The 21,562-nt window shown below is 56.6% G+C and carries 19 protein-coding genes; 13 read left to right on the forward strand and 6 right to left on the reverse strand.

Going from position 1 to position 21,562, the window contains the following annotated elements; translation table 11 throughout:
- Positions 1–18 precede the first annotated feature (18 nt).
- The 5 genes from IEW18_RS19770 to IEW18_RS19790 are packed head-to-tail and all read right to left on the reverse strand — an operon-like array spanning position 19 to position 3,147.
- Positions 19–351, reverse strand: coding sequence for a DUF4133 domain-containing protein (locus IEW18_RS19770; protein ID WP_188559617.1), 333 nt, complete (start codon positions 349–351; stop codon positions 19–21).
- 9 nt (positions 352–360) lie between these two features.
- Positions 361–672 carry a DUF4134 domain-containing protein gene (locus tag IEW18_RS19775; RefSeq protein ID WP_188559618.1) on the reverse strand — a complete coding sequence of 104 codons (312 nt, stop codon included), beginning with the start codon at positions 670–672 and terminating at the stop codon, positions 361–363.
- Positions 673–700: 28 nt separating this feature from the next.
- Positions 701–1,588 carry a hypothetical protein gene (locus IEW18_RS19780; RefSeq protein WP_188559619.1) on the reverse strand — a complete coding sequence of 296 codons (888 nt, stop codon included), beginning with the start codon at positions 1,586–1,588 and terminating at the stop codon, positions 701–703.
- Between the two features lie 27 nt (positions 1,589–1,615).
- Positions 1,616–2,302, reverse strand: a complete 687-nt coding sequence (locus IEW18_RS19785) for a hypothetical protein (RefSeq protein ID WP_188559620.1) — start codon at positions 2,300–2,302, stop codon at positions 1,616–1,618.
- Between the two features lie 35 nt (positions 2,303–2,337).
- Positions 2,338–3,147 (reverse strand): ParA family protein, encoded by an 810-nt coding sequence (locus tag IEW18_RS19790; protein WP_188559621.1) that lies wholly within the window; start codon positions 3,145–3,147, stop codon positions 2,338–2,340.
- Between the two features lie 721 nt (positions 3,148–3,868).
- Here IEW18_RS19790 and IEW18_RS19795 point away from each other — a divergent pair.
- From IEW18_RS19795 to IEW18_RS19850, 12 genes are all read left to right on the forward strand, one after another.
- Positions 3,869–4,141 (forward strand): plasmid mobilization protein, encoded by a 273-nt coding sequence (locus IEW18_RS19795; RefSeq protein WP_229728873.1) that lies wholly within the window; start codon positions 3,869–3,871, stop codon positions 4,139–4,141.
- Complete coding sequence (locus tag IEW18_RS19800; protein ID WP_188559623.1) at positions 4,138–4,971, forward strand: relaxase/mobilization nuclease domain-containing protein; 834 nt, start codon at positions 4,138–4,140, stop codon at positions 4,969–4,971. The genes IEW18_RS19795 and IEW18_RS19800 overlap by 4 nt, the downstream gene beginning before the upstream one ends.
- Positions 4,972–5,012: 41 nt before the next feature.
- Positions 5,013–7,019: a conjugal transfer protein MobC gene (mobC, locus tag IEW18_RS19805; RefSeq protein WP_188559624.1), complete on the forward strand. Its 2,007-nt coding sequence runs from the start codon at positions 5,013–5,015 to the stop codon at positions 7,017–7,019.
- 2 nt (positions 7,020–7,021) lie between these two features.
- Entirely contained in the window at positions 7,022–7,450 is a 429-nt protein-coding gene (locus tag IEW18_RS19810) for a helix-turn-helix domain-containing protein (RefSeq protein WP_188559625.1), read from the forward strand.
- A 116-nt stretch (positions 7,451–7,566) separates the two neighbouring features.
- Positions 7,567–9,441, forward strand: coding sequence for a DUF3945 domain-containing protein (locus IEW18_RS19815; RefSeq protein ID WP_188559626.1), 1,875 nt, complete (start codon positions 7,567–7,569; stop codon positions 9,439–9,441).
- Positions 9,442–9,546: 105 nt separating this feature from the next.
- On the forward strand, positions 9,547–11,670 hold the full coding sequence (locus IEW18_RS19820; RefSeq protein WP_188559627.1) for a toprim domain-containing protein: 2,124 nt from the start codon (positions 9,547–9,549) through the stop codon (positions 11,668–11,670).
- A 502-nt stretch (positions 11,671–12,172) separates the two neighbouring features.
- The gene (locus tag IEW18_RS19825) at positions 12,173–12,445 is read left to right on the forward strand and encodes a hypothetical protein (protein WP_188559628.1); all 273 of its coding nucleotides are present in this window, start codon (positions 12,173–12,175) and stop codon (positions 12,443–12,445) included.
- Positions 12,446–12,476: 31 nt separating this feature from the next.
- Positions 12,477–13,367 carry an ArdC family protein gene (locus tag IEW18_RS19830; protein WP_188559629.1) on the forward strand — a complete coding sequence of 297 codons (891 nt, stop codon included), beginning with the start codon at positions 12,477–12,479 and terminating at the stop codon, positions 13,365–13,367.
- A 423-nt stretch (positions 13,368–13,790) separates the two neighbouring features.
- On the forward strand, positions 13,791–14,192 hold the full coding sequence (locus IEW18_RS19835; RefSeq protein WP_188559630.1) for a hypothetical protein: 402 nt from the start codon (positions 13,791–13,793) through the stop codon (positions 14,190–14,192).
- A gap of 40 nt (positions 14,193–14,232) precedes the next feature.
- On the forward strand, positions 14,233–14,586 hold the full coding sequence (locus IEW18_RS19840) for a hypothetical protein (protein ID WP_188559631.1): 354 nt from the start codon (positions 14,233–14,235) through the stop codon (positions 14,584–14,586).
- A 131-nt stretch (positions 14,587–14,717) separates the two neighbouring features.
- Positions 14,718–15,425, forward strand: a complete 708-nt coding sequence (locus IEW18_RS19845; RefSeq protein ID WP_188559632.1) for a hypothetical protein — start codon at positions 14,718–14,720, stop codon at positions 15,423–15,425.
- A gap of 228 nt (positions 15,426–15,653) precedes the next feature.
- On the forward strand, positions 15,654–16,394 hold the full coding sequence (locus IEW18_RS19850) for a hypothetical protein (RefSeq protein ID WP_188559633.1): 741 nt from the start codon (positions 15,654–15,656) through the stop codon (positions 16,392–16,394).
- A 34-nt stretch (positions 16,395–16,428) separates the two neighbouring features.
- Here IEW18_RS19850 and IEW18_RS19855 read toward each other — a convergent pair whose 3' ends face one another.
- Positions 16,429–17,007 (reverse strand): DUF6624 domain-containing protein, encoded by a 579-nt coding sequence (locus tag IEW18_RS19855; protein WP_188559634.1) that lies wholly within the window; start codon positions 17,005–17,007, stop codon positions 16,429–16,431.
- 460 nt (positions 17,008–17,467) lie between these two features.
- Here IEW18_RS19855 and IEW18_RS19860 point away from each other — a divergent pair, with 460 nt between their 5' ends.
- Positions 17,468–21,559: a PKD domain-containing protein gene (locus IEW18_RS19860; protein WP_188559635.1), complete on the forward strand. Its 4,092-nt coding sequence runs from the start codon at positions 17,468–17,470 to the stop codon at positions 21,557–21,559.
- The last annotated feature ends 3 nt before the right edge of the window (positions 21,560–21,562 follow it).

A 21,562-nucleotide genomic window follows, 5' to 3' on the forward strand; every position in this document is an offset into this window, starting at 1 on the left:
TCCAACCAAAACCGGGCGCTAAGCGCGCCCGGTCCGGTCCTGGTTGAGTTGTTGGAATAAGCGACTTTGCCGATTCGTGATATACTTAGGCGACGAGCGCCGTGCACTGGCTTTCATCAACCCATGCTCCCCGTACTTGCGGTTCAGTGCAAACACCCCCGCCCACATTCCCCCGCCAGCGGCGAAGGTGAGGAGTAGTGTGAGCAGCAGAGGCACACCCAGCATGTAGAGGGTGACGAACAGAACGAACGTGAGGCTGATACCCGCGACCAGGAAATAAATGTTGTTTCCTACCAGGCCCTTAAATTCCACGGGCTTGTTAATGCCCCGGTTCAAATCGTAGTAGGGCATACCCGTAGCTTAGAGGAAAAAGGCCCGTACCACCGTGGCCACAATGACCAGGAAAATCATGGAGCCAAACCACGACACGGCCGTTTTCTGCGTGTCCTGATCCCCGGAGTTCCACTTGCTATACACCTTGATAGCACCCACCAGGCCTAGCACCGCGCCGATAGCATACATCAGCTTGGTCAAGGGGTCGAAATAGCTCGTTACCTGCGTCGTGGCATCCTGGATGCCAGCAGTACCGTTGCCGCCCTGACCATACATTACACGGGCAGCCAGTACTAATGCGGCAGTAGAAAGCGTGCGGGCGATGCGTTGGTTCTTCATGGAAAGGAAAAAATAGTGAAAGGATTAATCAGGTATCTGCGCCAAATAGGGCGCTTAATTCAGCATTGTTTTCTGCTACCCGGCCCGCCACCAGGCTAGCTAGAGTCGTTTCTCGAATAGCAGTCGGAATAGCGGGCCGGTTGCCCGCTTGGGCCTGCGCGATAAACTCCACCACTGAGGTCACTGTAAATAGCTGCTCAGTGGCGACAGGAACCACATCGCCAGGCGATGCGATGGGCTTTTGGAACGAATAAAGCATATCAGTCTCATTCACTGACTCTTGCTCATACGCCGTTTCAGCTTCTACGTGGTAAACGGGACTTGTAGTTTCAATATCAGTACCTATATTATTGGTTTTTTCAATAACCTTCTCCAGCTCTACTTGAGTTTTCTCCGTTGGCATTTCCATTGCCAACTGACGAGCCCGGGCGGCCAGGTGCTTGTCAACCTCATCCAGCGCTTCGGTGCGCTGCTCGTCATCCAGCGCGGCCGTATCCGTTTCCGTTTCGGCCCCACCGGCTGAACCCGTCATCACCGCGGCTGCCTGGCCATCGTCCTGACCTGTTGCCGCCGCCGTGGAAGCCGGCAGCGACCCGTTTACTTCCGCTACCGCCTGCCCGTCGGGCAGATTCTGCACCGCGCCGGCTACGCCTTCCGGCGCTTCCACCAACTCCCTGGATTCCGTCGCCGTGGGCGTCGCCGCCACGAAAGCCGAGGTGGTACGCACCAGCGGGGGCGGACCGGAGGCCGCAGCAGCTGGCCCCGCGCCGACGAACTGTGCCCCTCCCCCACCCTTCTGGGTAAAGAAGGACCCTATCTCTTGCCGGTAGTACAGAAAGCCCACTACCGCATAGTAGACTAGGACGAGCACCAGAACAAATAGGGCAAAGTCGCCCCAGGTATATTGGTTAAACATGAGGAAAAGGGGTTTGAAGGTGAGAGATTACTTCTTGCCTTGACGCTGGCGCAGCTGCTTGCTAATGGCCTTTTGCACTTGCGGATCGTGCTTGTCGATAAACTGCTGAATAAGATTGTACACAATATCCGGGGGCGTCGCGCCCCCGCCTACGATGGTTCCCAGAAGAAGCAAATACTGGTAGTGGCTATTTGTGAGCCGCATTTGCGCGGTCTTCTTCTCCGCGGGAGGAATAAATAAAGAAGTTAGGTCAAAACTGCCAGCCTCAACAGTAGCATTTGATACCTCTACGGTTGCCGCTGATTCTGATATAGCTTCCGATGAATGTTCTTCTTCCGGGGCCGATTTCCCGGCCGGATCGGCGGCCCCGGGGGCCACAAGAGCAGCAGCCGGAGCCTGCGCCGGCTCCGCCGCCGTGGGTTCAGGGGCTGGGGAAGGAGTTGGCGCTGCCAGGGCCGCAACCAGGGCCGGCTCAAAATCAGGTACCGTAGCGGCGGTTTCGCCGGTTGGGGCGGGCAGGGCTTTTTCTCCCTCTTGTTCCTCAATTCCAGTCGTATGCGCCGGGGAAAGAGCGGCCGCAGAGCCGCTGGCCGGTTCCGCAGGGGCTGCTACAGCTCCCGCACCGGTCAAGTGGTTAGTCGTGGCGGCCATGCTCAGCATGCGGTCCAGGGCCGCTTTCTTTTCTTCCTCGCTTTTTGGTTTTGGCTTCGGCATCGGTGAATTGAATCTTTTGAAGGTGTGTAGTAGGATTAGTGCGAATCATCGGATATGCCGGCTTCCACAGAGGAAGCAGCAGCGGGCAGCTCAATGACTTTGCCGGAGGGGGTTACTTGCCCAGGGCCGAGTACGATGGAAAGGATTTCCATAATCAGCTTGCCCAGACCCAGCTTCTCTAGTTCGCGCTCCGGCAGGGAGAACAGGGTAGAACGCTTCTCTTTGTAGCCAATGAGCAGTTCCACGCGGCTTTGCAGTAGAGGTAGACCCTTCTGCTGAAAAAACTCTTCTATCTTGTCGTACGTGGCTTTCTTTTCCGACTTGACGAAGCGATTCCAGAAAGCGTAATAGCCTAGCAAGTTCGATTCGTCCGGGTCTGGTTGGGCGGATTTGAGGTAGTTGCCCAATATCTGCATGTAGCCCGCCGTCGAGGCTACTGTGCCCTGATCTGCCTCCATAGGCAGAAAGATGTACTGCACCATGCGCAGCAATTCCGGCAAACCCGTGATGTTGATAGTACCGGGCGTGTCTACCAAAATGAAATCGAAGCCCTGCTTTTCCAGTGCCTCAATGGAATCAACGGCCTTTTCCACGCTGGAAATGCTGACCGGGTAGGGCGTTATGCCCTGGTTGAGCAGGCGGTTTTTGAATGCCTCGTCCGTGTTGATTTTCTGCAATTCCTGGTTGCGGTACACCTGCACGGTGTTTTGGGGGTAGTCGCAATCCAGGATGGCTACTTTGTAGCCATAGACATAGGCCAGGGCCGAGGCGACATGTACGCTGATGGTAGACTTGCCAGCGCCTCCTTTTTGGGTCGCAAAGGCAATTACTTTGGGTTCACTCATGGGGGCAATCCGGTTAGTTGAAGGTTAGACAAATATAGATCGGTTTTTACAAGCCGAGCACCACGGCACCAAAGCATTATAGCATCCTATTACCAGAGCACCTTAACACCATATCAACAAAACACCAAAATATCATAACATCATAGCACCTTAACACCTTGTAATCATAGCACCTCAGTACCAGTACACCAAAACATCATAACACCTTGGCACCAAAACATCTAAGATATACATCACCTCATCATCATAGCACCATATCATCTAAACATCGGTTAGCTGCAAGTAGGATAATCAGTATTTGGCACCATAACACCACAGCACCATAACACCACAGCATCACATGGATAGAGTTTCTTGTGGATCTATCTTACTACGTTATCCTAGTAGGAATACTGATTATTTCAGCACCATAGCATCATAACATCATAACACCACAGCATCCGATTAATATTAGTAGCAGCCCCGTGCAACGACCGTGCAACGCCCCCGTTCTGCCAGCTCGTTCAATCGAACAGCAAGCCATGCCATTGTATATACAAACTTCGTTTGCATCTTACAATGGCACCGCCAAGTTCGCAGGCTCACTTGGCTTGGCTTGCTAAAGCCTGATCTCGAAAAATAGCCGTAAAATAGATTCAGCCATAGTTTAAGCCACCTAGTCAATACAAGAGAAATGTCCGCTGATACCGCGTCCGAAAGTAAGGAGCCAGCTCGCGACAAGATGATACCTGTTCGCGTGACTGAGGATGAAAAGAAAGTAATTGAGAAAAAGGCTCGCCAAGCCGGCTACAAGAGCGTATCCGCTTACCTACGCGACGTAGGGCAGGGCAGCGAGATACGGGAGAAACTACCGCCGGAAATACGCGGCCAGTTAGTTGGTATCGGTAACAACTTAAATCAGATTGCCCGCATAGCTAACTCCGGTAAGCACTTTCATAGCCACGAAGCCAAATTGAGCGAGGCAATAAGCACCATCCTTAGCTTGCTGGCATGATTGCAAAGACGGTTACCGGCAGCGATTTTGAGGGTGCCCTGACCTACGGCGCAGGCCTGCGAAAAGGCAAGGCCAAGGAGCCAGGCGAGGCCCAGCCGCTCTATACTTCCAACGTGCTACTTGCCGCGCCGCCGCTTATGGCCCGGCAGATGCAGAGTATAGCCTCAGAGAGTAAGAAGATACAGAAGCCCGTATGGCACACCGTGCTTTCGTGGAAGGCCGGCGAGCAGGTTAGCCAGGCCCAAAAGGTCGCGGCCATAAAGCGGTACTGCGAGCTGATGGGGGCGCCCGTTGAGCGTCACCAGGTGGTCGTGTACGAGCACCTGGACAAGAGACACGCCCACGTCCACATCTACCTGAACCGGGTGCCGCTCGACGGTGGCCCGGCCTTGCGCACGAGCAACAACTTTTACCGGCAGCCCGCCATCACGAGGCAAATAAGCCAGGAGCTAGGAATGCAGCCGCTCCCGGAGCGCCGACAGAGCATCAAGGACGTGGACCCAGGCAAGGAGGCAGCCCGGGAGGCTGTACGCCAGGCCGTACAGTGCCTGCTGGCCGAGCAGGGGAGGGGAGGGGAGCTGTGGTTGCAGGAGCAGCTACGGCGGCAGCAAATTCAGGTGCGCTACACCCACGACAAAGGCAGCGTCCTACGCGGGGTTAGCTTTGAGTTGAACGGCGTAGCCGTGAAAGGCCAGGAAGTAGGCTACAAGGGCGCACAGCTGTGGGAGGCGTTGCGGGCCCCAGTGGCAACGGACCAAGTGCGGAAGCTTGCCGCCCCCGGGCCCAAGCACCCCACCCCAGGACAGGAAAAAAGAGGCCCGCGCCTCTAAATGGTATTCTCTCACTACTCAGCCTACACTGACACCCACCAATGGAAGATGACAAAGGAATCAAGAAGATAATGGATTTCATGCGGCTTTTCGCCATTGCGCTACTGGCCGTGAACATCTATTATTTCTGCTTCGGCTACTTCAAGTCGATGGGATGGAGTCACCCCGTCATTGAAAAGCTGATGGGCAATTTTACGCGAAACACCTTTCTGTTCAAGGCCAGCTGGATTAGCAAGGCGATGGCAGTGGTTTTCCTGGTGCTGAGCTGCTTGGGCACCAAGGGCCGCGCCGACGAGAAGCTGCAGGGCAGGTCGGTTGCCGGCTACGCCTTGATTGGGCTGGTGCTGCTGTTTGGGGCCGACGTGGTGCGCTCTATTCCCATGAGCCCAGGGGTGGCTACGCTCCTCTACGTGGCAGCCGTGAGCGGCGGGTTCCTGCTGCTGCTGAGCGCCGGGGCCTGGCTGAGCCGGCTGTTCAACAACAACCTGATGAAAGACATTTTCAATAAGGAGAACGAGAGCTTTCCGCAGGAGGAGCGGAAGATGGAAAACGAGTACTCGGTGAACCTGCGCACCACCTACCAGTTGCGCGGCAAGCGGCGGCAAGGTTGGCTGAACGTGGTAAATCCGTTCCGGGCTACGATGGTGCTGGGAACGCCGGGTAGCGGCAAGAGCTTCGCCGTCATCAACGAGTTCATCCGGCAGCACCTGGCCAAGGGCTTCTGCATGTACATATACGACTACAAGTTCGACGACCTCAGCCGCATCTGCTACAACGAACTGCTGAAGCATCAGGACAAGTTTGACCGGCCCGTGGGTTTCTACGTCATTAACTTTGACAACCCCCGCAAAAGCCACCGCTGCAACCCGCTGCTGCCCGAGCTAATGAGTGACATCGTGGACGCTTACGAAAGCGCCTCGACCATCATGCTCAACCTGAATAAGAGCTGGATTCAGAAGCAGGGGGACTTCTTCGTGGAGAGCCCGATAAACTTTGTGGCCGCTATCATCTGGTTTCTGAAACTCTACGACAAGGGCAAATACTGCACCTTCCCCCACGTCATTGAGTTTCTGGGCCGGGACTACGAGGAAATCTTTCCCGTGCTGGCCTCTTACCCCGAGATTGAGAACTTGGTCAAGCCATTCGTGTCGGCCTTCCAGAAGGATGCCATCGAGCAACTAGAGGGTCAGATTGCCAGTGCCCGTATCCCGCTGGGCCGGCTGGCTTCGCCGCAGCTTTATTGGGTGATGTCGGGCAATGACTTCACCCTCGACATTAATAACCCGGATGCGCCCAAGGTCTTGTGCGTAGGCAACAACCCCGACCGGCAGGCTATCTACGGGGCGGCGCTGGGCCTCTACAATGCCCGCCTCGTGAAGCTGGTAAACAAGAAGGGCAAGCTTAAATCGTCGCTCATCATCGACGAACTGCCCACGATTTACTTTAAGGGCCTCGACAACCTGATAGCCACGGCCCGCAGCAATAAAGTGTCTACCTGCCTTGGCTTTCAGGACTTTTCGCAACTAGAGCGCGACTACGGCCAGAAGGAGGCAGAAGTAATCAAGAACACCGTAGGCAACGTTTTCAGCGGTCAGGTGTCTGGTAACAGCGGCAAGTGGCTGAGCGAACGGTTCGGTAAAATCTTGCAGCAGCGCCAGAGTCTGAGCATCAACATGCGCGAGACGAGCACGAGCTTGTCCACGCAGATGGATAGCATGATTCCGGCCAGCACGATTGCTAACTTAACCCAGGGGAACTTCGTGGGAGCCGTAGCAGACAATTTTGGGGAAGAAATCGACCAGAAGGTGTTTCACGCCAAGATTCAGGTAGACGTGAAAACGGTAACGGCCGAGGCAAAAAGCTACCAGCCGATTCCTGACATTACCAGCTTCGTAAACCCGGCCACCGGCCAGGATGAGGCAGAGGAAATGATAAAGGCAAACTTCAACCGGATTAAAACCGATGTGAAGGAGCTTTGCGAGCGGGAGCTGACCAGAATCGAGAACGACCCCAACCTAAAACACCTTATCAAGCAAAAAGACGAGTAACAATGCCGAAAGACAAGGCCAGTGGCCCCAATGAGAACCCCAACAGCGTACGGGTAGGGAAACGACTGGTAATTATCCGCGAAGAGCTAGGCCGGCTGCAGGGTGAGCACAACTGGAGCCAGGCCCAGGTAGCCCAGCGGACCGGCCTCACCCAAAACATCATTCACCGGATGGAAAACGGGAAGGGCGGGCAAATTGAAAACTGGCTAAAGGTGATGGCCCTATACGAAAAGGAGGGCTATAACCTAAACTGGATACTGACTGAGAATAATGGCTTGGTAAGCAAGCTTCAGTTGCAAGATGCCACCCAGGATGCGGGCGCGAGTATCCGGGCCGAACTGCTGAAAAGACTGGACCAGTACGCCGAGGCTCACAACCGGGAAATGGCCGAATTGCGGGGCATCCTCATGCACGGAAAACTTAATTGGTAGAGTCAATAGAGCAACTCATTTTCAATAATTTAGTAAGGTGGTAGGTAGGAACTGAGCAGGTTCCTACCTATTCTTTTTTCCCGATACAATCCTATCATTCCTAACCGCTCTTTCCGATGGCAGACGAAGCAGAGAACCCGATCCCCGCCCAGGCTCCCAACCAGAAGACACCTGGCGAGCTGACGCCCCAGGCGCGAGAGCAAGCCGCGCTGACCACCGAGGCCGAGGGCCTAGCCAACGAGGCAACTATCACCACGGGCGCTACTCGTCCCGAGGCAAAGGCAGACCTGGAGGAAGTCGCCAACCGCGCCGAGCAAGGGCCAGAGCCAGGCCAGGCTGCCTACGCCGACGCGCTGCGCGGCAAGGCCCAGGCCCTACCCGACGACAACGCCCCGGCCCGGCAGACGGCCGCTGAGCAGCAGGCCCCGGCCGCAACGCCGGAGGCCCCCGCGACGGAACCCGTCGGGGATCTGCAAATTCAGTGGAAGCAACGAGGCGACGAGGTAGCCCCGCTGCTGGAAATGCGCGCTTACCTCGACCAGCTCAAAGAAGCCGGAGTAGCCGTCGGCGCACTGAAGATAGGGCGCGACGAGCACGGGAAGCTGACCAGCAGCTTCGGCGTGAGCTACGACCCGGAATCCAACAAGCTTGCCCAGCTCGAAGCCATCGTGCAGGGGCTTAAGCAAGTTGGCAACGGGCTGGAGGTAATCGAAAAGCCCGGTCAGGCCGCCGCTCGTCGGCAGGAGGTAGGCTACGACGACGACTACGAGCCGCCGCGCAGCAAGCAGGTAAAAGAAGCCTTCGGCGTGAAGCAGTGGGACGCGCTGAGCGCCAACCTAGCGGCCGTGCCGAAGTCGGCCCTGACCGTCCCGGAGCAAGTACAACAAAGCGCCGGAGAGAAGCGGGTAGAGCAATTGGCCCAGCAGCAGGGTAAAACCACAGAACAGGTACTGCAGGAGGGGAAAAGCCTCTTTGATATCGACACCAGCGGCAACCCCGCGTCCGTGTTTCTAAAGAACTTCTACGCCCACCTGACCGGCAACCCCAAGACCCGGCAGACCTTGGAAGTTGATTATGACAAGACCCGCCAGGAGCTGCAGGCCCGCTTACTGAAGAAAGCCGGCTCGGCGCAGCTTGATCCCAGCGACGAGCTGGTGAAGCAGACTCCCCAGGGCCAGACGACCACCGGCCCTGCCGCGCCGGCAGTTGCCGCCGCGCCGTCCGCAGCACCAAGTGCCGCCAGGGCACCCGGGCAGCCCGCCCCGGCCGACACCCCGATCCTGTTTCAAGCGGCCGACGTGCCGCAAAAGGTGCTGGCTTCGCTTGGCCTGAGCACCGCCGGCCTAGAGCAGGACGGCCAGCTACAAAAGCTGCTGAGCGGCCAGAAAACCGACCTGTTGCCCATGCAGGTAGCCGGGAAGGATGGACAGGCGCCCGTGAGGTTCGAGGGCAAGATGGTGCTGCACCGCGAAGCCGACGGCACGGCTACCCTGAAAATGGAATTGCCCCAGAAGAATCTGGTTATTCCCAACGAGATTGGCGGGCAGCCCTTCACCCCGGAGCAGCGCCACAAGCTCGAAACGGAGGGCAATGCGGGCTTGGTCCGCGGCCTTAAAGACGAGCAGGGCCAGGAGTACAACGGCTACGTTTCGGTGGATAAGACTATGAACCAAGTGGTCGTTCTGCCCGAGAATAAGGTTACCTTACACGATACCATCGCCGGCGTCAAGCTGACCAAGGAGCAAAGCCACGACCTGAAGGAAGGGAAGGCCGTGGACTTGTCGAACATGGTGAGTGGCGACGAAGGCAGAAAGTTTGATGGGACCGTGCAGGTAAACGCCGCCAAGGCGTGTATCGAGATTCGGCCCGCCGCCCACGAGTTGCAGCAGAAGCAGGCCCCCAGCACCACGCTGGCCGCTACCCTAGCCGCCCCGAAGGTGGAAATGCCCAAAGTAGAAGCGCCTAAAGTAAAGCGCGGGCCGCACCTCTAACGGGCCGGCCGCATTCGGCCGATTATTTCCTACAGAAGCCCGGAAAGCCTTTTTTCGGGCTTCTGTCTTTTGCCATTTCCTACCCCACCACCTATTGCACCCCGCATGGAACACGACCTGACTTTTCAGAAAATAAAGGAGCAAGTAGAGCTCCCCGAGCTGCTGACCCACTACGGCTATACCCTCAAAAAAGGAGAGAGCTTAGGCAAGGGCAAGTGGCACGTTTTCGAGGGGGATGATACGCTCGTTGTTTTCAAAGGGCGCAGTAACGACTGGATGTACTTTAACAGTCACGATGACCGCGACAAGGGGAGCGTCATCGACTGGATGAAAAACCGAGTAAACTCCGGCCGCATCGTGGGCATTGACCAGCAGCCTGGCCGCAACCTGTGGCAGACCGTCAACGACCACTTCCGCGCCTACCTGAACTTGCCCGCGGCCCAGCGGCCCAAGCTGGAGCTACCCCCCATCAGCGAAACCGCGCCGGGCGAGAAGTTCCAGAGCGTCTACACCAAAGACTGCCGGCCGCTGGAAAACACCACCTACCTCGAAAGCCGGGGCATCAACAAGGCCACGCTGCAAAATCCGCAGTTCGCCGGCCGCATCCTGAACCAGCTGCACACCGTGCAGAAGGATGGGATGCCCGCCAAGACGTTCGTAAATACGGCGTTTCCGGCTTACCACGAGGGGCGCGTGGTGGGGTTGGAGCTGAAGGGCGAGGGCTATAAAGGCCAGGCCCCGGAGAGCGAGTTTTCCCGCTCTCTGTGGCTCAGCAAGCTCCCCGAGGGTCGGCCAGCGGCGCACATGCTCGTGGCCGAATCCGCGCTCGATGCGTTGTCCTACGCGCAGATGCACCCCGGCGAGAAAGCGCTGTATGCGTCCACGGCCGGCGTACTTACGCAGAATAAAATGTTTGAGATGAAGCGGGTTCTCAACGAGGAAAGGATTTGCGGCATCAAGGCGGCTTTTGACAACGACACCCAGGGCTATCACTACGACACGCGCCTCCTTGCAGGCTTTGCCAGTGAGCAAAACCCGATGAAGGTAGTTCGGGAGCACAAACACCTGCTGACCGTCGAAGTCATGGCTACGAACCCGGCCGGGGTGCAGGCGCTGACCAACCACCTCAAAGCGTACAACGACCAGACCGCCCGCCAGTACCGTGAACAAGCCGGCGAAACCAACAGCCAGGCCATGAGCCAGACGCTGAGCGACGAGCTGATTAGGTCCACTAAGCTAGGTCCCCATACTTACCAGTTCCACGTTCCGATGAACCGCGAGGCGTTGGGGGCCTTTAACCAGGGCGCGGTGCAGAGCCTGGCCTATGAGCATAAAATTGAAATCGTCAAGAGCCAGGGCAAGGATTGGAACCAGGACTTGAAGCAGGGCCAGATGCAGCAGGTCGTGAAGCGGGAACTCGGCCCGGTGGAGGAGGACCAGCACGGTTTTGGCATGAACCACTGGAGAAATGAGCCGGTGGTTGGTGTGGGCAAAATCACGGCGCAGCACCAGGCGCAAGCCGAGGCCCGCGATAGAGGGGAGCGTTTGCTAGTAGTCGAATTACGGGAGAGCCGAGATGAAATATCCCAACTCAGCTCCTTGCAGCAAAACCTAGAGAAAGCGGGCCTGAACATCGACCACTCGCTAAAGTTGGAGGGTGCCGGCCCCCGCGAAATTGCTACCGAGCTGACCTTGCGCTACCCGGTTGATTCAACTCTTCTCCCAGTGCTGAGTGCGGCCCTCGATGCGCTGGCCACGAACCCCAAGGCAACAGTAATTGAGCCGGGGCAGGACCAGACGGAGCGCCGGCAGCTTGTCGCCGCTCAGGAGCAGCAGCGGGAGCAGCAGAAGCAGGCCGAGCCGCAGATTCAGCCCAGCGACAGCCCCGCGCACGACCAAGCCCGCTTGTCATTCGTGCAGGCAGCCGGCCCGCTGGCCAAGGAGCTACGCGAAGCCGGCGCGGGGTTGGATGCCGCCCGCTTGCAGGAGGTGAGCAAGTACCTGGTGAAGCAGCCGGAGCTACGGGCCACCGACAAAGAAAATCTGGATAAGGTGTTGGCCACCGTCGATAAGTCGCCGGCACTGAAGGAGCGCCCCGACGTGCAGGAACTACGCCAGGCGGCGCAGGTGCTCAGTACGCCGGCAGTCGCGCCCGCGCAGCAGCAGCAGATGCAGCAGAAACCTGAGCCGCCCAGCTCCGAAACCCGTAAACGAGGCCCACGGCTTTGATATACGGTCATTGTTCCCATCAAAAAGACCTCACTGTTTCGGTGAGGTCTTTTTTTGCTCCAAGCGAATAAACCAGCTTTTTTAAGGTCTGCCAGTCAGCTTATTAACTCTATTAGGGGGCGGATAGCCGGGCTGTTCAGGGCTCCGCTTCGCTCCGGTCCTAACGGACAGCTCCCGTTGGTCGCTCACTTACCATCCCTACTGCGAACAAAAGGAGAAACCCGCCCGGCAATACTGCAGGTGCTCCGCTTCGCTTCACACCTGCAGTATTGCTTTCCCCCCTCGACGTGAGCGCAGGGCAGGGAGATTAGTTGCCAGGCCCCGGCCTATTTGCAATTGCAAAAAGTAGGGCAGCCAGCAAAGAGAACAAAAGGGAAAAATTAAGCACCATGCCAGAAATGGCGCTAAATTATCTTAATTAACTATGACAAATATGCAACGTTAATACGGGGTTTTGCGTTTAGTAAGTATAAGTAACAAGCAAAGAAACAGTCTTTTACTCATGGAAACGCCCGCCGCTCCCGCTCTTACTTCTGGTGAAATGCTCATGGTATCATCGGCCCGCCGCAACCTTCGGCAAGCCCTGAACCATCCGGCATTCACGAAGGAGCGCCGCGAGAAGGCCGAGGCCCTGATTGCCGCCAACACCAACGCGGCCCAGCTCATGAAGTGGAAGCTCTTAGCCTTGAAGGAGAGCGAAGCTTGGGAAGATACCACGCTGCAAAAGGAAGCCGAGGAACTAGGCCCGGCCGCTCATCCTGACTACTTGTCCTAACCCGCAACCCTCACCACTAAGTCACCTCGATATGGAAGCTGCAACCACCTTCGCCCCCCGCGCCGACGTGCAGGAAATCATTACGAACCGCATCATTATGGCCCTCGAAAACGGGGTTACGCCGTGGAAAAAGCCGTGGAACGCCGCCAGCGGTGCCCCCCGCAACTACCGCAGCAAGCACGTATATACCGGCATTAACGCCCTGCTGCTTGGAATGCTGCCCTATGAGCAGGCATACTACCTGACTTACAAGCAGGCCCAGGAGCTAGGGGGCCAGGTGCGCCGGGGGGAGAAAGGGATGCCGGTAGTATTCTGGAAAGTGACCAAGAAGGAGGACGCCGAGGGCAACGAAAAGAAGTCGGCTTATCTGCAATGCTCAACCGTGTTCAACGTGGCGCAGATTGATGGGATAGAGTGGAAGTTCCCCGAGGTGCCCAGCCGGGAGCACACGCCCCAGCAGGCCGCCGAGCAGATTATTGCCGGTTACGTCGGTGGCCCCCGCATCCAGTACAGCGACAGCGAAGCCTATTACCGCACGAGCACCGACACCGTGACCATGCCCGAGGCCAGCAGCTTTCACACGGCCGAAGATTTTTACCTCACCACGTTTCACGAGCTGGTACACTCGACCGGCCACAGCAAGCGCCTCGACCGGGCGACGCTGACCGAAAAGGCTGCTTTCGGCAGCCCGACCTATGCCAAGGAAGAACTGGTAGCCGAGTTGGGGGCCGCTTTCCTGAGCAATACCGCAGGGCTTGACCTGAGCGTGACCGAGAGCAACACGGCCAGCTATGTAGAAAGCTGGTTGCAGGCTCTACGCAACGATAAGACGCTGATAATATCAGCCGCCAGCCAGGCACAGAAAGCCCTCAACCACATTCTAGGGGTTGTGCCCAGCTACGAAGCCAGCGAGGCCGAGTAGGGCAGGAGCCAGCGCCGGCCGGAGCCATCCGGCCGGCCCAGGGCCGCGACAAAAGGAAAAGAGCCCCTCCCAGCGCAGGAGGGGCTTTTTTAGTGCCCCAACCACCCGAAAGAGAACAAAAGGGAAAAATCAAGGTCCGTGCCAGAAACGGAGCTAAATTATCTTGATTAAATATGACAAATATGCAAACTTAACGGGTTATTTTGCGTTTAATAAGTATAAGCAACGAACAAAGAAACAGCCTTTTAGCCATGCTTAGCGAAGCTTTTGATTTAGCCCCCGGAGATAGTAGCCGCTGACCGTTACGACCCCGCCGACGCAGCCGAAACGCCCACCCCAGCCAGCGCCGCCGACGTGGCCGCTTGGAAAGCTAACCCTTGGTTCTAACCGCCTTTTTCGCCTCACCTCAGCCGCCTTACTCTTATGAAATCCGCCCAAACCTTCTGCCCCGCTCGTCGCATTCCCGCCGCCCGCTTGGAGCGCCTGAGAGCCAGCAACGCCGCCAAACGGCAGGCCCGCCAGGATGCCGCCGCGCAGCTGACCAACCCGGTGCCCGAGTTCGAGGCCGCGCCCCGCTTAACGCTGCTGCCCGGTGGCTTGCATTGGTCGGCCCAGCAGCCGGTGCCCGCAGTCGGGGCCACAGTGGCCGTGCAGGAGCCCGGCACGAACCTTTGCCACTTCCGACAGGTGAAGGGCTACACCCATGCAGCGGGCTTTTTGGGCCTCGTAACCGAAGCCGCGCCCCAAGGCAAGACCAGCCGCCGCAAGCAGGCCAACCCCCGTGCCGGAGTGGTATTCGGCAGCCAATTAGCCCTTGCCGCCTAGCCCCCAGCTCATCTTCTCACTATACCCTTTTCCCTTCGATATGATAACCCCAGCCCCCGCCTCCCAGCAGCCCCAAATTAGCCCCCTAGATTGGGCAGGTGACCCCGAGCAGTGCCCGAAGTGGATAGGCTACCCCACCCGCGCCGGTTTACCGGCTGGCCTTAAGTGGTCGGGCAAGGGTGAGGTGCCCGCCATCGGTGCCCGCGTTCATATCTACATGAACGACTTCGGCCCGGCCACCGTGCGCGCCTATTTTTACGCTGACGGTTATTTGGGGGTGCTTTGCCAGCTAGATACGATGCCGGAGCGTCTAGCGCAGCACGGCGTAACGCTAGGGCATTTTTTCGGCCGGGAGTTGGAGCCCTACACGCCCGGCCCCGCCGCGCCCGCCTAGGTGCCCGAAGCGGTAGAAATCAGCTCGCAGGAGTACCGGGTAATTCCGGCCCCGCTTTACTACCGCAACCTAGAAACCGGCCGCATTACCGTAGTGTACGGCGGGCTGGCTGACTACTACGGTTTTTACGCGTGGAAGCTTTCACCGGCAGGGACCGCCAGGACGAGGCCCAGCTTGCCGACCCGGCCAATTGGAAGTTCATTCCCGAGCACCACTATTTAGAGGTTCACGAGGCCAGCCACGAGCGCAAGGGGCCGCAGATTTTCGCCCTTCGCGCCGGCACTGAAAACCAGGTGGACTACCTGACCGAGCAGTTCCCTGGCCCGTACCGCATCCCCGGCGAAGTGCCCTACACCTACGACCGGTACGACACGCTGAGCGCACTTGCCGAGGCCATGAAAGAGCAGGGCGAACAGTGCCGGGGCCGCATCGTGGAGAAAAACGAGTGGCGGACGTGGGTAGTGTTCGAGGAAGAAGCCTACGGCAGCGGGGAGTGCCCATGGGTACGCCTAGAGCTGGACTTGGGCCAGACGCCGCTTGACAGCTACGCCTACCTTTCGGGCCGCCGAGCCACGGCCGAGGAAGGCGAGGGCAACGGCCGCGTTACCCTTTGGCAGCAGCCCAGCAGTCAGTATTACGTGGAAACCGAACCCCGCCTTCACTACGGTCCGAATTACCCCACGCAGACCCCGCTGACGCTGGCCGAGGTGCAGGAGCGGTATTCGTTCGACTTCACCCCAACGGCCAGGAGCCCTCCGCGCAGGCTGAGCACGGTGATTGGATTCCCGACTACCCGCCCCAGGGCGACGAGTTGGCCGAGTACCAGCGCGACTAGCTAGTGCTCCCGGTTTTCAGCGTCCACGCCCACCGGCAGGGCAGCCGGTGGGCGTGGAAAATGCGCCAGGACCGAGGGTTTGCCGCCAGCACCCGAACCGGAGCCGCCGCCAGCTTCCCCAGAGCTATCCGCGCCGCCCTACGCTCCGAGCCGCCCCAGCCCCAGGTGCAGGAGCACCAGGCCCCCCCACCAGCAGGCAGCCTAACCTCACTTGTTACAAGTGCGAAATCCTATGTTACCGAACCTTCCCGCCATCGAAACCCACGCCGGCCGCATTGCCATTGGGGCCACCGTCCGCAGCACCCGTTACCGCGACGTGCAGGGCCTCGTGACCGCCATTTATTGGAACGGCTACGGTTATGCCATCAAGGTAAACGACCGCCACAGCGACGACGCGGGCCAGTACGAGTTACTTTCCGGGCCCACGCACCAGGGCTTTAACTACGTCAATCCAAACACCCAGCAGGTACTAAGTGGCAAGATAGAGGTGCTACTATTAGGGGAGGGCGACCGGATATATTTTGCCGACACCGCCGAGCAGGCCATTGCCTTGCTGGCGGCCACCATTGGCCAGCACGACCAGGCCCGCGAAGTCGAGTACCTGAAGCAGCGGGCTGAGGCCGGCCCAGTGGACGAGCTGCGTTGGCGCGGGCAGGCCGTGGGTAGCCTCGTTGGCCAGCTTGCCTGCGTGAGCACCGGCACCGGCAAGCAGCACCCGGCCCCCAAGTTTCTAGTGGGCGCACAAGTGCATTTTTTTAGCCCCCACACGACCCACACGGTTAGCGGGCTGGCTTTATACAAAGACCGCCTGAACAGATATATACAACATCAGCCTGTCTTGAGAGTTTGGTCAAAAATCGCGTTTGAAACTGATGCAAGTTTTTGCGGGGCGACAGAGGAAGTACCATTAGCTTACCGTAGTTATTTGCTGTCGTTAATGGCAAGAGCCACTTCCAAAGGAAGTGGCTCTTAGAAGAAAGGGAAAGTTGGCCTACTGATAGACTGATTTACTTGACCCTCTTTGGCTGTTTGTTAGATGGCTGATGCCCTTTATTCTGCGTTGCCAAGTAATCCATTAGGGGTGGTAAGCCGATGGCCATTCGCCGTTCATCCACTTTGGCCGGTTCAACCAATGGCTTACGTACTTGACGGCCCATTTCATTTCCTTCATATACCAACTGCGTCCCGTACACTTGGGCTCGCCCTGCTGCCAATTCCACTTGATCCAAGAGTATCGCGTAGGCGCTTGGGTCGGCTCCTTTACCAACTAGCGGTTTCATCCGGTGAAGCACTCGCTCCTGAAACTTAGGTTGCTGCTTACATTGTGCAACCATTAAAGTATAACGTAAGGAGCTTGCGGACCCAACTTTTGTTTCATCCGGAAATCCAACCTCTTTCAGCATACCTTCCAGTACGGCTTGGTGTCGCTGCAGCAACGCTTGATAGGTGATGTGTAGCTGTTGACGGGAACTATCTGCCGAAGCTGCAGTGATAGCTTGTTGCACTTGCCCTTGTGCGGTAAATAAGCTATCAACTAAACGTTGAACCTTCGGTAACTGTACTGCCGGCGTTTGGGCTTGTGCCACATAATGAAGACTACCTAACAAGCATAGGCTACTAAGTACCATTTGGATGCTGCGCATAATCATATTTGTTTTGAACAAAACAAATATACACGTATCTGTTAAATTATTAAAAGGAGTGATAAAATAATGGTGAAATGTAACTAAAAAAATATGTTGTATGATCTTTAGAACAGTTATTCGTGTGATTCAAGCCAATTTCTGTAGCTTTGATAAAGCTCCCTGCCATCTGAAATTCCTTAAATTACTAATTACTTAAAAGCCTTCTTGCTTACATGTTATCAATGGCAATTATTTGATATACAGTAGTATTTGTGTGTAACAATAATTTTTGCTTCCGCATTTTCCTTGCGAGGAAAGCGTCTGCCAAAATCGCCCCATTTGTTTAAAGCCCTCGAACAGCTGCGCTGACCTTATGAAGTGTTGGCGCAGTTTGACTTATGTCTTCTAACTTGTTTTGTGAATGAAGCACTCTTACTTAATCTTTAAACGGATTAGCCTGTATTGTATTTTTTTATTACTCACGCACGCTGGGTACGGGCAAAACGAAGGGCAGGAAGGCACCTCAAATCCCGCTTTTTCAGTCCCTTCCAATACAGGCAAAGCGGGTGGGTCTGTTACGCTCGGAGGAATTCCGGTGAACCTGTATACGGGTACTGCAAGCCCCGGCGTGGCTCTGTACACACTGCCTAGTCGCAGCCTTTCCGTTCCTCTATCTTTAGTCTACACAGCCGGCAATGGGGTGCCCGTAGTTAGTCAAGCGTCGGAAGTAGGAACAGGCTGGCTGCTTAGTGCCGGTGGGGAAATAACCTGCGAAGTGCGGGGTGCCCCCGATGAATTAGCCACAACCGATAAGAACTGGTTGGCAGACCTTGCTCAGCATACCAACAATGTTCGTTGGATCCAGGACAAGCTGTGTGCAGGCGAAGACAGCGAATACGATTTATACCATGTCTCCGCTATGGGATTACAGGTGGATTTCGTTGTGCGGGGCCCTCATGGACAGTACAATATGACAGATGTGTATGTTCTGAATGATCGGCAAGCAACAGTTACTCCCCAATTTGCTTCCTGGGGAAATAAACGACGCATTGTTGCTTTTACTGTCACGGATGGGACCGGTACCCAATATATATTCGACGAGTCTACACAAACTCGCGTTCGTAGCCAAACCCGGGTGGTTGCAAATGGTACGCTATGGCCTGCGTCGGACATTACGTATACTTCCACCTGGCGCTTAACCCGAGTTACTAGTCTTGGTGGAGATAACCTGTATTTTTCGTATGATATCGGCAATGCTACGCCAACAGTCTATAAATCGTATCAGACTCGGTTTCTCGCCTACAGTAAGTGTAATGCCGATGGCAGCGGTGGCAACTGCCACATGATTGAGACAACATTGACTGGGCCGTCAGGTCAGACAACCAAGGTTTCCCCAACAACCGATCAAGCCAGCCCCGACTACGAAACGACGGTAACCGTCTCTAACCCTTACGTGGCACGCGTGGCTGCGATTCGGTCGGAAGCGGGTTCCGTACGCTTCATTCGCGGCAGTCACGCACGCAGGGACAAGCCGGGGGAATACGCTCTCACGGCCGTGGAAGTGTATAACCGGGCGAACCGGCTTGTCAAGCGCTTTTCCTTCGGATACGACTATTTCGGCCCAGCAGCCACAACTAATGCGCAAGCACTGCGTCTCAAACTGACCTACGTCCGAGAGCAAGCAACCGGTTGTGCCGCGGTCACCACCCGGTTCGACTATAAAGACATGATCAGCGCGTATCGGCGCGATTACTGGGGCTATTTTACCGTGCCGGCTCCTCCCCGTTCCGATCCATTTGCGTTGACGCCCAATGCCGATGCCATGCAGAGTTGTATTCTGTATCGCATCAGTTCCAGTACAGGCAGTTCCACCACGTTGGAATACGAACCCCACGTTGACAAGCTTGGCACCACGCTGGGGGGACTCCGAGTTAAGAAAATTACGGTGTACGATGGCTATCGCTCCAGTGCAAATCAAGTATTTGAGGTTGGATATACAGTCTTTGACCGCATGAATCCCGGTTTAGTGGGCGGGCCGTCATCCGAAATAGTCCTGCCTCCCCGCTACCAGGAGTTTCAAGAAATTCGTCAGCAAGGGAGCAGCTTGTGCAACAGCTCGGACGATATAGTCAGCAAGTATTGGTACAGCAGCAGTGAGCCGCTGCAACCGATTTCTCCTGACTACGTGGGCTACAAATGGGCCCAGATAAAATTTCCTAATGGGAGCCGCTCCGTGTTTAAGTTTACGAATCAGGCGGATTACGGCGATACCTACGACTATGCTTCCACTAAACTAAGCACAAACCCTTATGCGAAGGATGAGCCTTGCCACGGGCGACAAGTAAATATTCCGGCCGAATCAACCTTGGGCTGCGGCCAGGGGGATCCGCGTTCCCCGCAAAACCGAGGGACTTATGCTCCGCTTTACCCAGGCGAGCGCTCCTATGGCATACTGAGCAGTGCAGCGCACCGGCGGGGCATTCTCCTGGAGCAGGTCGATTTAGACTCGGAAAACCGGCCGGTTACCCTGGTAGAGAACGCGTATGATTTTTCGCAGCGTGATGTAGTCTTGCGGTCGGCCGTTGTTGGCAAGGAGCAGGAAGTATTTGCGTACGAAATCTTCAATTATTACTACAATATTAAGTTCTATCAACTGGAGCGTGCGTGGATTCCGCTCCAGCAGCAACTGGTCACTTCTTATGATCAACGACGGGGAAATTCGCTAGCTATCGCGCAAAGCCAACAGCTGACTAAGTACGGCTATGCTAACTTTATGGTAGCCAACATGGTTGTCAGTAACCCAGCCGAGGGTAAAGAATATAAAACGGTCCTGACCCGGGTAGCGGATTATGCCCCCTCCCCGTATACCACCAACCCTACGTTTCTACCGGGTATTGGAGAATTGTATTACGGAGGCAGCCTCGCGACAATTGTCGGGACAGACCAGTTTATCAAACCCTCTGCAACCGGAGCCTGGCAGCACATCTTCCAGACGGAAAAAGAATACTTCGCCCATAATGGTAAGCCGCTGCTCAGGCGCACGATGAGCTACGACTACGTGGCCGGTGGAACCCAACCGACGGGCCAGGCCAACGTAGCCGCTGTCGAATACGACGAGCAGGGCAACCTCACGAATGTGCTTAGCACGGCCGGACTATACGGAGGCACGATTTGGGGCTATAATCGCCTGCTACCGATTGCCAGTGTTGTAAATGGACGGGTAAGTACGCCGGGCAGCGGCTCTACTGGGATTGTCACGGCCGGTCACACCAGCTTTGAAAACCCCGATGATGATGGTTGGTCGACCGGCACCGTTGTTACGACTGAAGCGAAGACTGGGCAGCAAAGCATCCAGTTATCCGCGCCCAACAGCATTTACGGTCCTGGAAAAGTATTTACGCTCACTCCTGCCGACAAGCACGGCAAATACATCTTTTCCTGCTGGGCAAAAGTGCCGAAAAACGAAGGCGGGCAGTCCAACGTGACGCTGGTGACGGTCATTAATACCCCCAATGGGGGCAGTATCTGGCGCGGTACGGGAACAGTCATTAGCGCTAACCAAGAGTGGCAGCTATGCCGGGGCATCCTTGATTTGGACGAATCAGCCATTCAAACTGCTCTGTCCGGCACGCAAAACGTGACCGTTCAGTGCTACCCCTGGATTTCCTGGGGTAGTGGCAATGTGTTGCTGGACGAGTTCCGCTTTCACGCGGAAAACGCTCGCATGACGACGACCACCTACGAGTCTTTTGTTGGCAAAACGTCAATCACGGATGAAAATCAGGTGACCACCTATTTCCTCTACGATGCCAGCAACGAGTTGCGGCTGGTTAAGGATGCCAAGGGCAACATTGTCAAGCGGCTGAAGAGTCACGTCGCCTCGACGCCTGATCTGACCGTGCAAGTAGCAAAAACGGCTGGCAACCTGCACCCCAGGGGGGCGGTCACCTTTACAGCTTCTGTTCCTGAGTGCGTGGACGGGGTGACCTACACGTGGAACTTTGGGGACGGAACGACGCAGAAGGGGGGAGCGGAGCAGTCGCATACCTACGCGCAACCAGGGGCTTACGCGCTCACGGTTGTGGCGGAGGCCGCCGATGCGAACCCCGTGGAGGCCACCCGGACCTTCCAGGTAACGGATCCAATTACGGTGTGGGCCTCTTACTACGGGACAACCTACTACGACCTGTGCGACCCCTACGGGGGCGAGCGTTCGGCCAGCATCACGGCGCAGCCCGGTGCCGGGTGTGGCGGCTACACCTACCGGTGGCAAACCAGCGAGTATCAGCAGTGGGGCAACTATTGGACGGACTGGGCGGACGCCGGCAATACAAGCGATACTTACGCCTACTACCACAACAGTCCGCGCAATCTGCAGGTGCGTTGCATCGTGACCGACGCCTGTGGCAACACGGCCGAACTGTACGATGGCTTCTACACCTACTACAGCGATCCGAACTGCGGTACCGCGGTTCAGTACCTGCAAGCCCCGTCCTCCACTTCCCTTAAGTAAGCT

Origin of the sequence: Hymenobacter glacieicola, from assembly GCF_014640315.1 — a bacterium.
Taxonomy (GTDB): Bacteria; Bacteroidota; Bacteroidia; order Cytophagales; family Hymenobacteraceae; genus Hymenobacter; species Hymenobacter glacieicola.

Bases quoted from the DNA above. Each gene is read 5' to 3' on its own strand.
- IEW18_RS19770 (WP_188559617.1), bottom strand. From the start codon at position 351: ATGCCCTACTACGATTTGAACCGGGGCATTAACAAGCCCGTGGAATTT.
- IEW18_RS19775 (WP_188559618.1), bottom strand. From the start codon at position 672: ATGAAGAACCAACGCATCGCCCGCACGCTTTCTACTGCCGCATTAGTA.
- IEW18_RS19780 (WP_188559619.1), bottom strand. From the start codon at position 1,588: ATGTTTAACCAATATACCTGGGGCGACTTTGCCCTATTTGTTCTGGTG.
- IEW18_RS19785 (WP_188559620.1), bottom strand. From the start codon at position 2,302: ATGCCGAAGCCAAAACCAAAAAGCGAGGAAGAAAAGAAAGCGGCCCTG.
- IEW18_RS19790 (WP_188559621.1), bottom strand. From the start codon at position 3,147: ATGAGTGAACCCAAAGTAATTGCCTTTGCGACCCAAAAAGGAGGCGCT.
- IEW18_RS19795 (WP_229728873.1), top strand. From the start codon at position 3,869: ATGATACCTGTTCGCGTGACTGAGGATGAAAAGAAAGTAATTGAGAAA.
- IEW18_RS19800 (WP_188559623.1), top strand. From the start codon at position 4,138: ATGATTGCAAAGACGGTTACCGGCAGCGATTTTGAGGGTGCCCTGACC.
- mobC (WP_188559624.1), top strand. From the start codon at position 5,013: ATGGAAGATGACAAAGGAATCAAGAAGATAATGGATTTCATGCGGCTT.
- IEW18_RS19810 (WP_188559625.1), top strand. From the start codon at position 7,022: ATGCCGAAAGACAAGGCCAGTGGCCCCAATGAGAACCCCAACAGCGTA.
- IEW18_RS19815 (WP_188559626.1), top strand. From the start codon at position 7,567: ATGGCAGACGAAGCAGAGAACCCGATCCCCGCCCAGGCTCCCAACCAG.
- IEW18_RS19820 (WP_188559627.1), top strand. From the start codon at position 9,547: ATGGAACACGACCTGACTTTTCAGAAAATAAAGGAGCAAGTAGAGCTC.
- IEW18_RS19825 (WP_188559628.1), top strand. From the start codon at position 12,173: ATGGAAACGCCCGCCGCTCCCGCTCTTACTTCTGGTGAAATGCTCATG.
- IEW18_RS19830 (WP_188559629.1), top strand. From the start codon at position 12,477: ATGGAAGCTGCAACCACCTTCGCCCCCCGCGCCGACGTGCAGGAAATC.
- IEW18_RS19835 (WP_188559630.1), top strand. From the start codon at position 13,791: ATGAAATCCGCCCAAACCTTCTGCCCCGCTCGTCGCATTCCCGCCGCC.
- IEW18_RS19840 (WP_188559631.1), top strand. From the start codon at position 14,233: ATGATAACCCCAGCCCCCGCCTCCCAGCAGCCCCAAATTAGCCCCCTA.
- IEW18_RS19850 (WP_188559633.1), top strand. From the start codon at position 15,654: ATGTTACCGAACCTTCCCGCCATCGAAACCCACGCCGGCCGCATTGCC.
- IEW18_RS19860 (WP_188559635.1), top strand. From the start codon at position 17,468: ATGAAGCACTCTTACTTAATCTTTAAACGGATTAGCCTGTATTGTATT.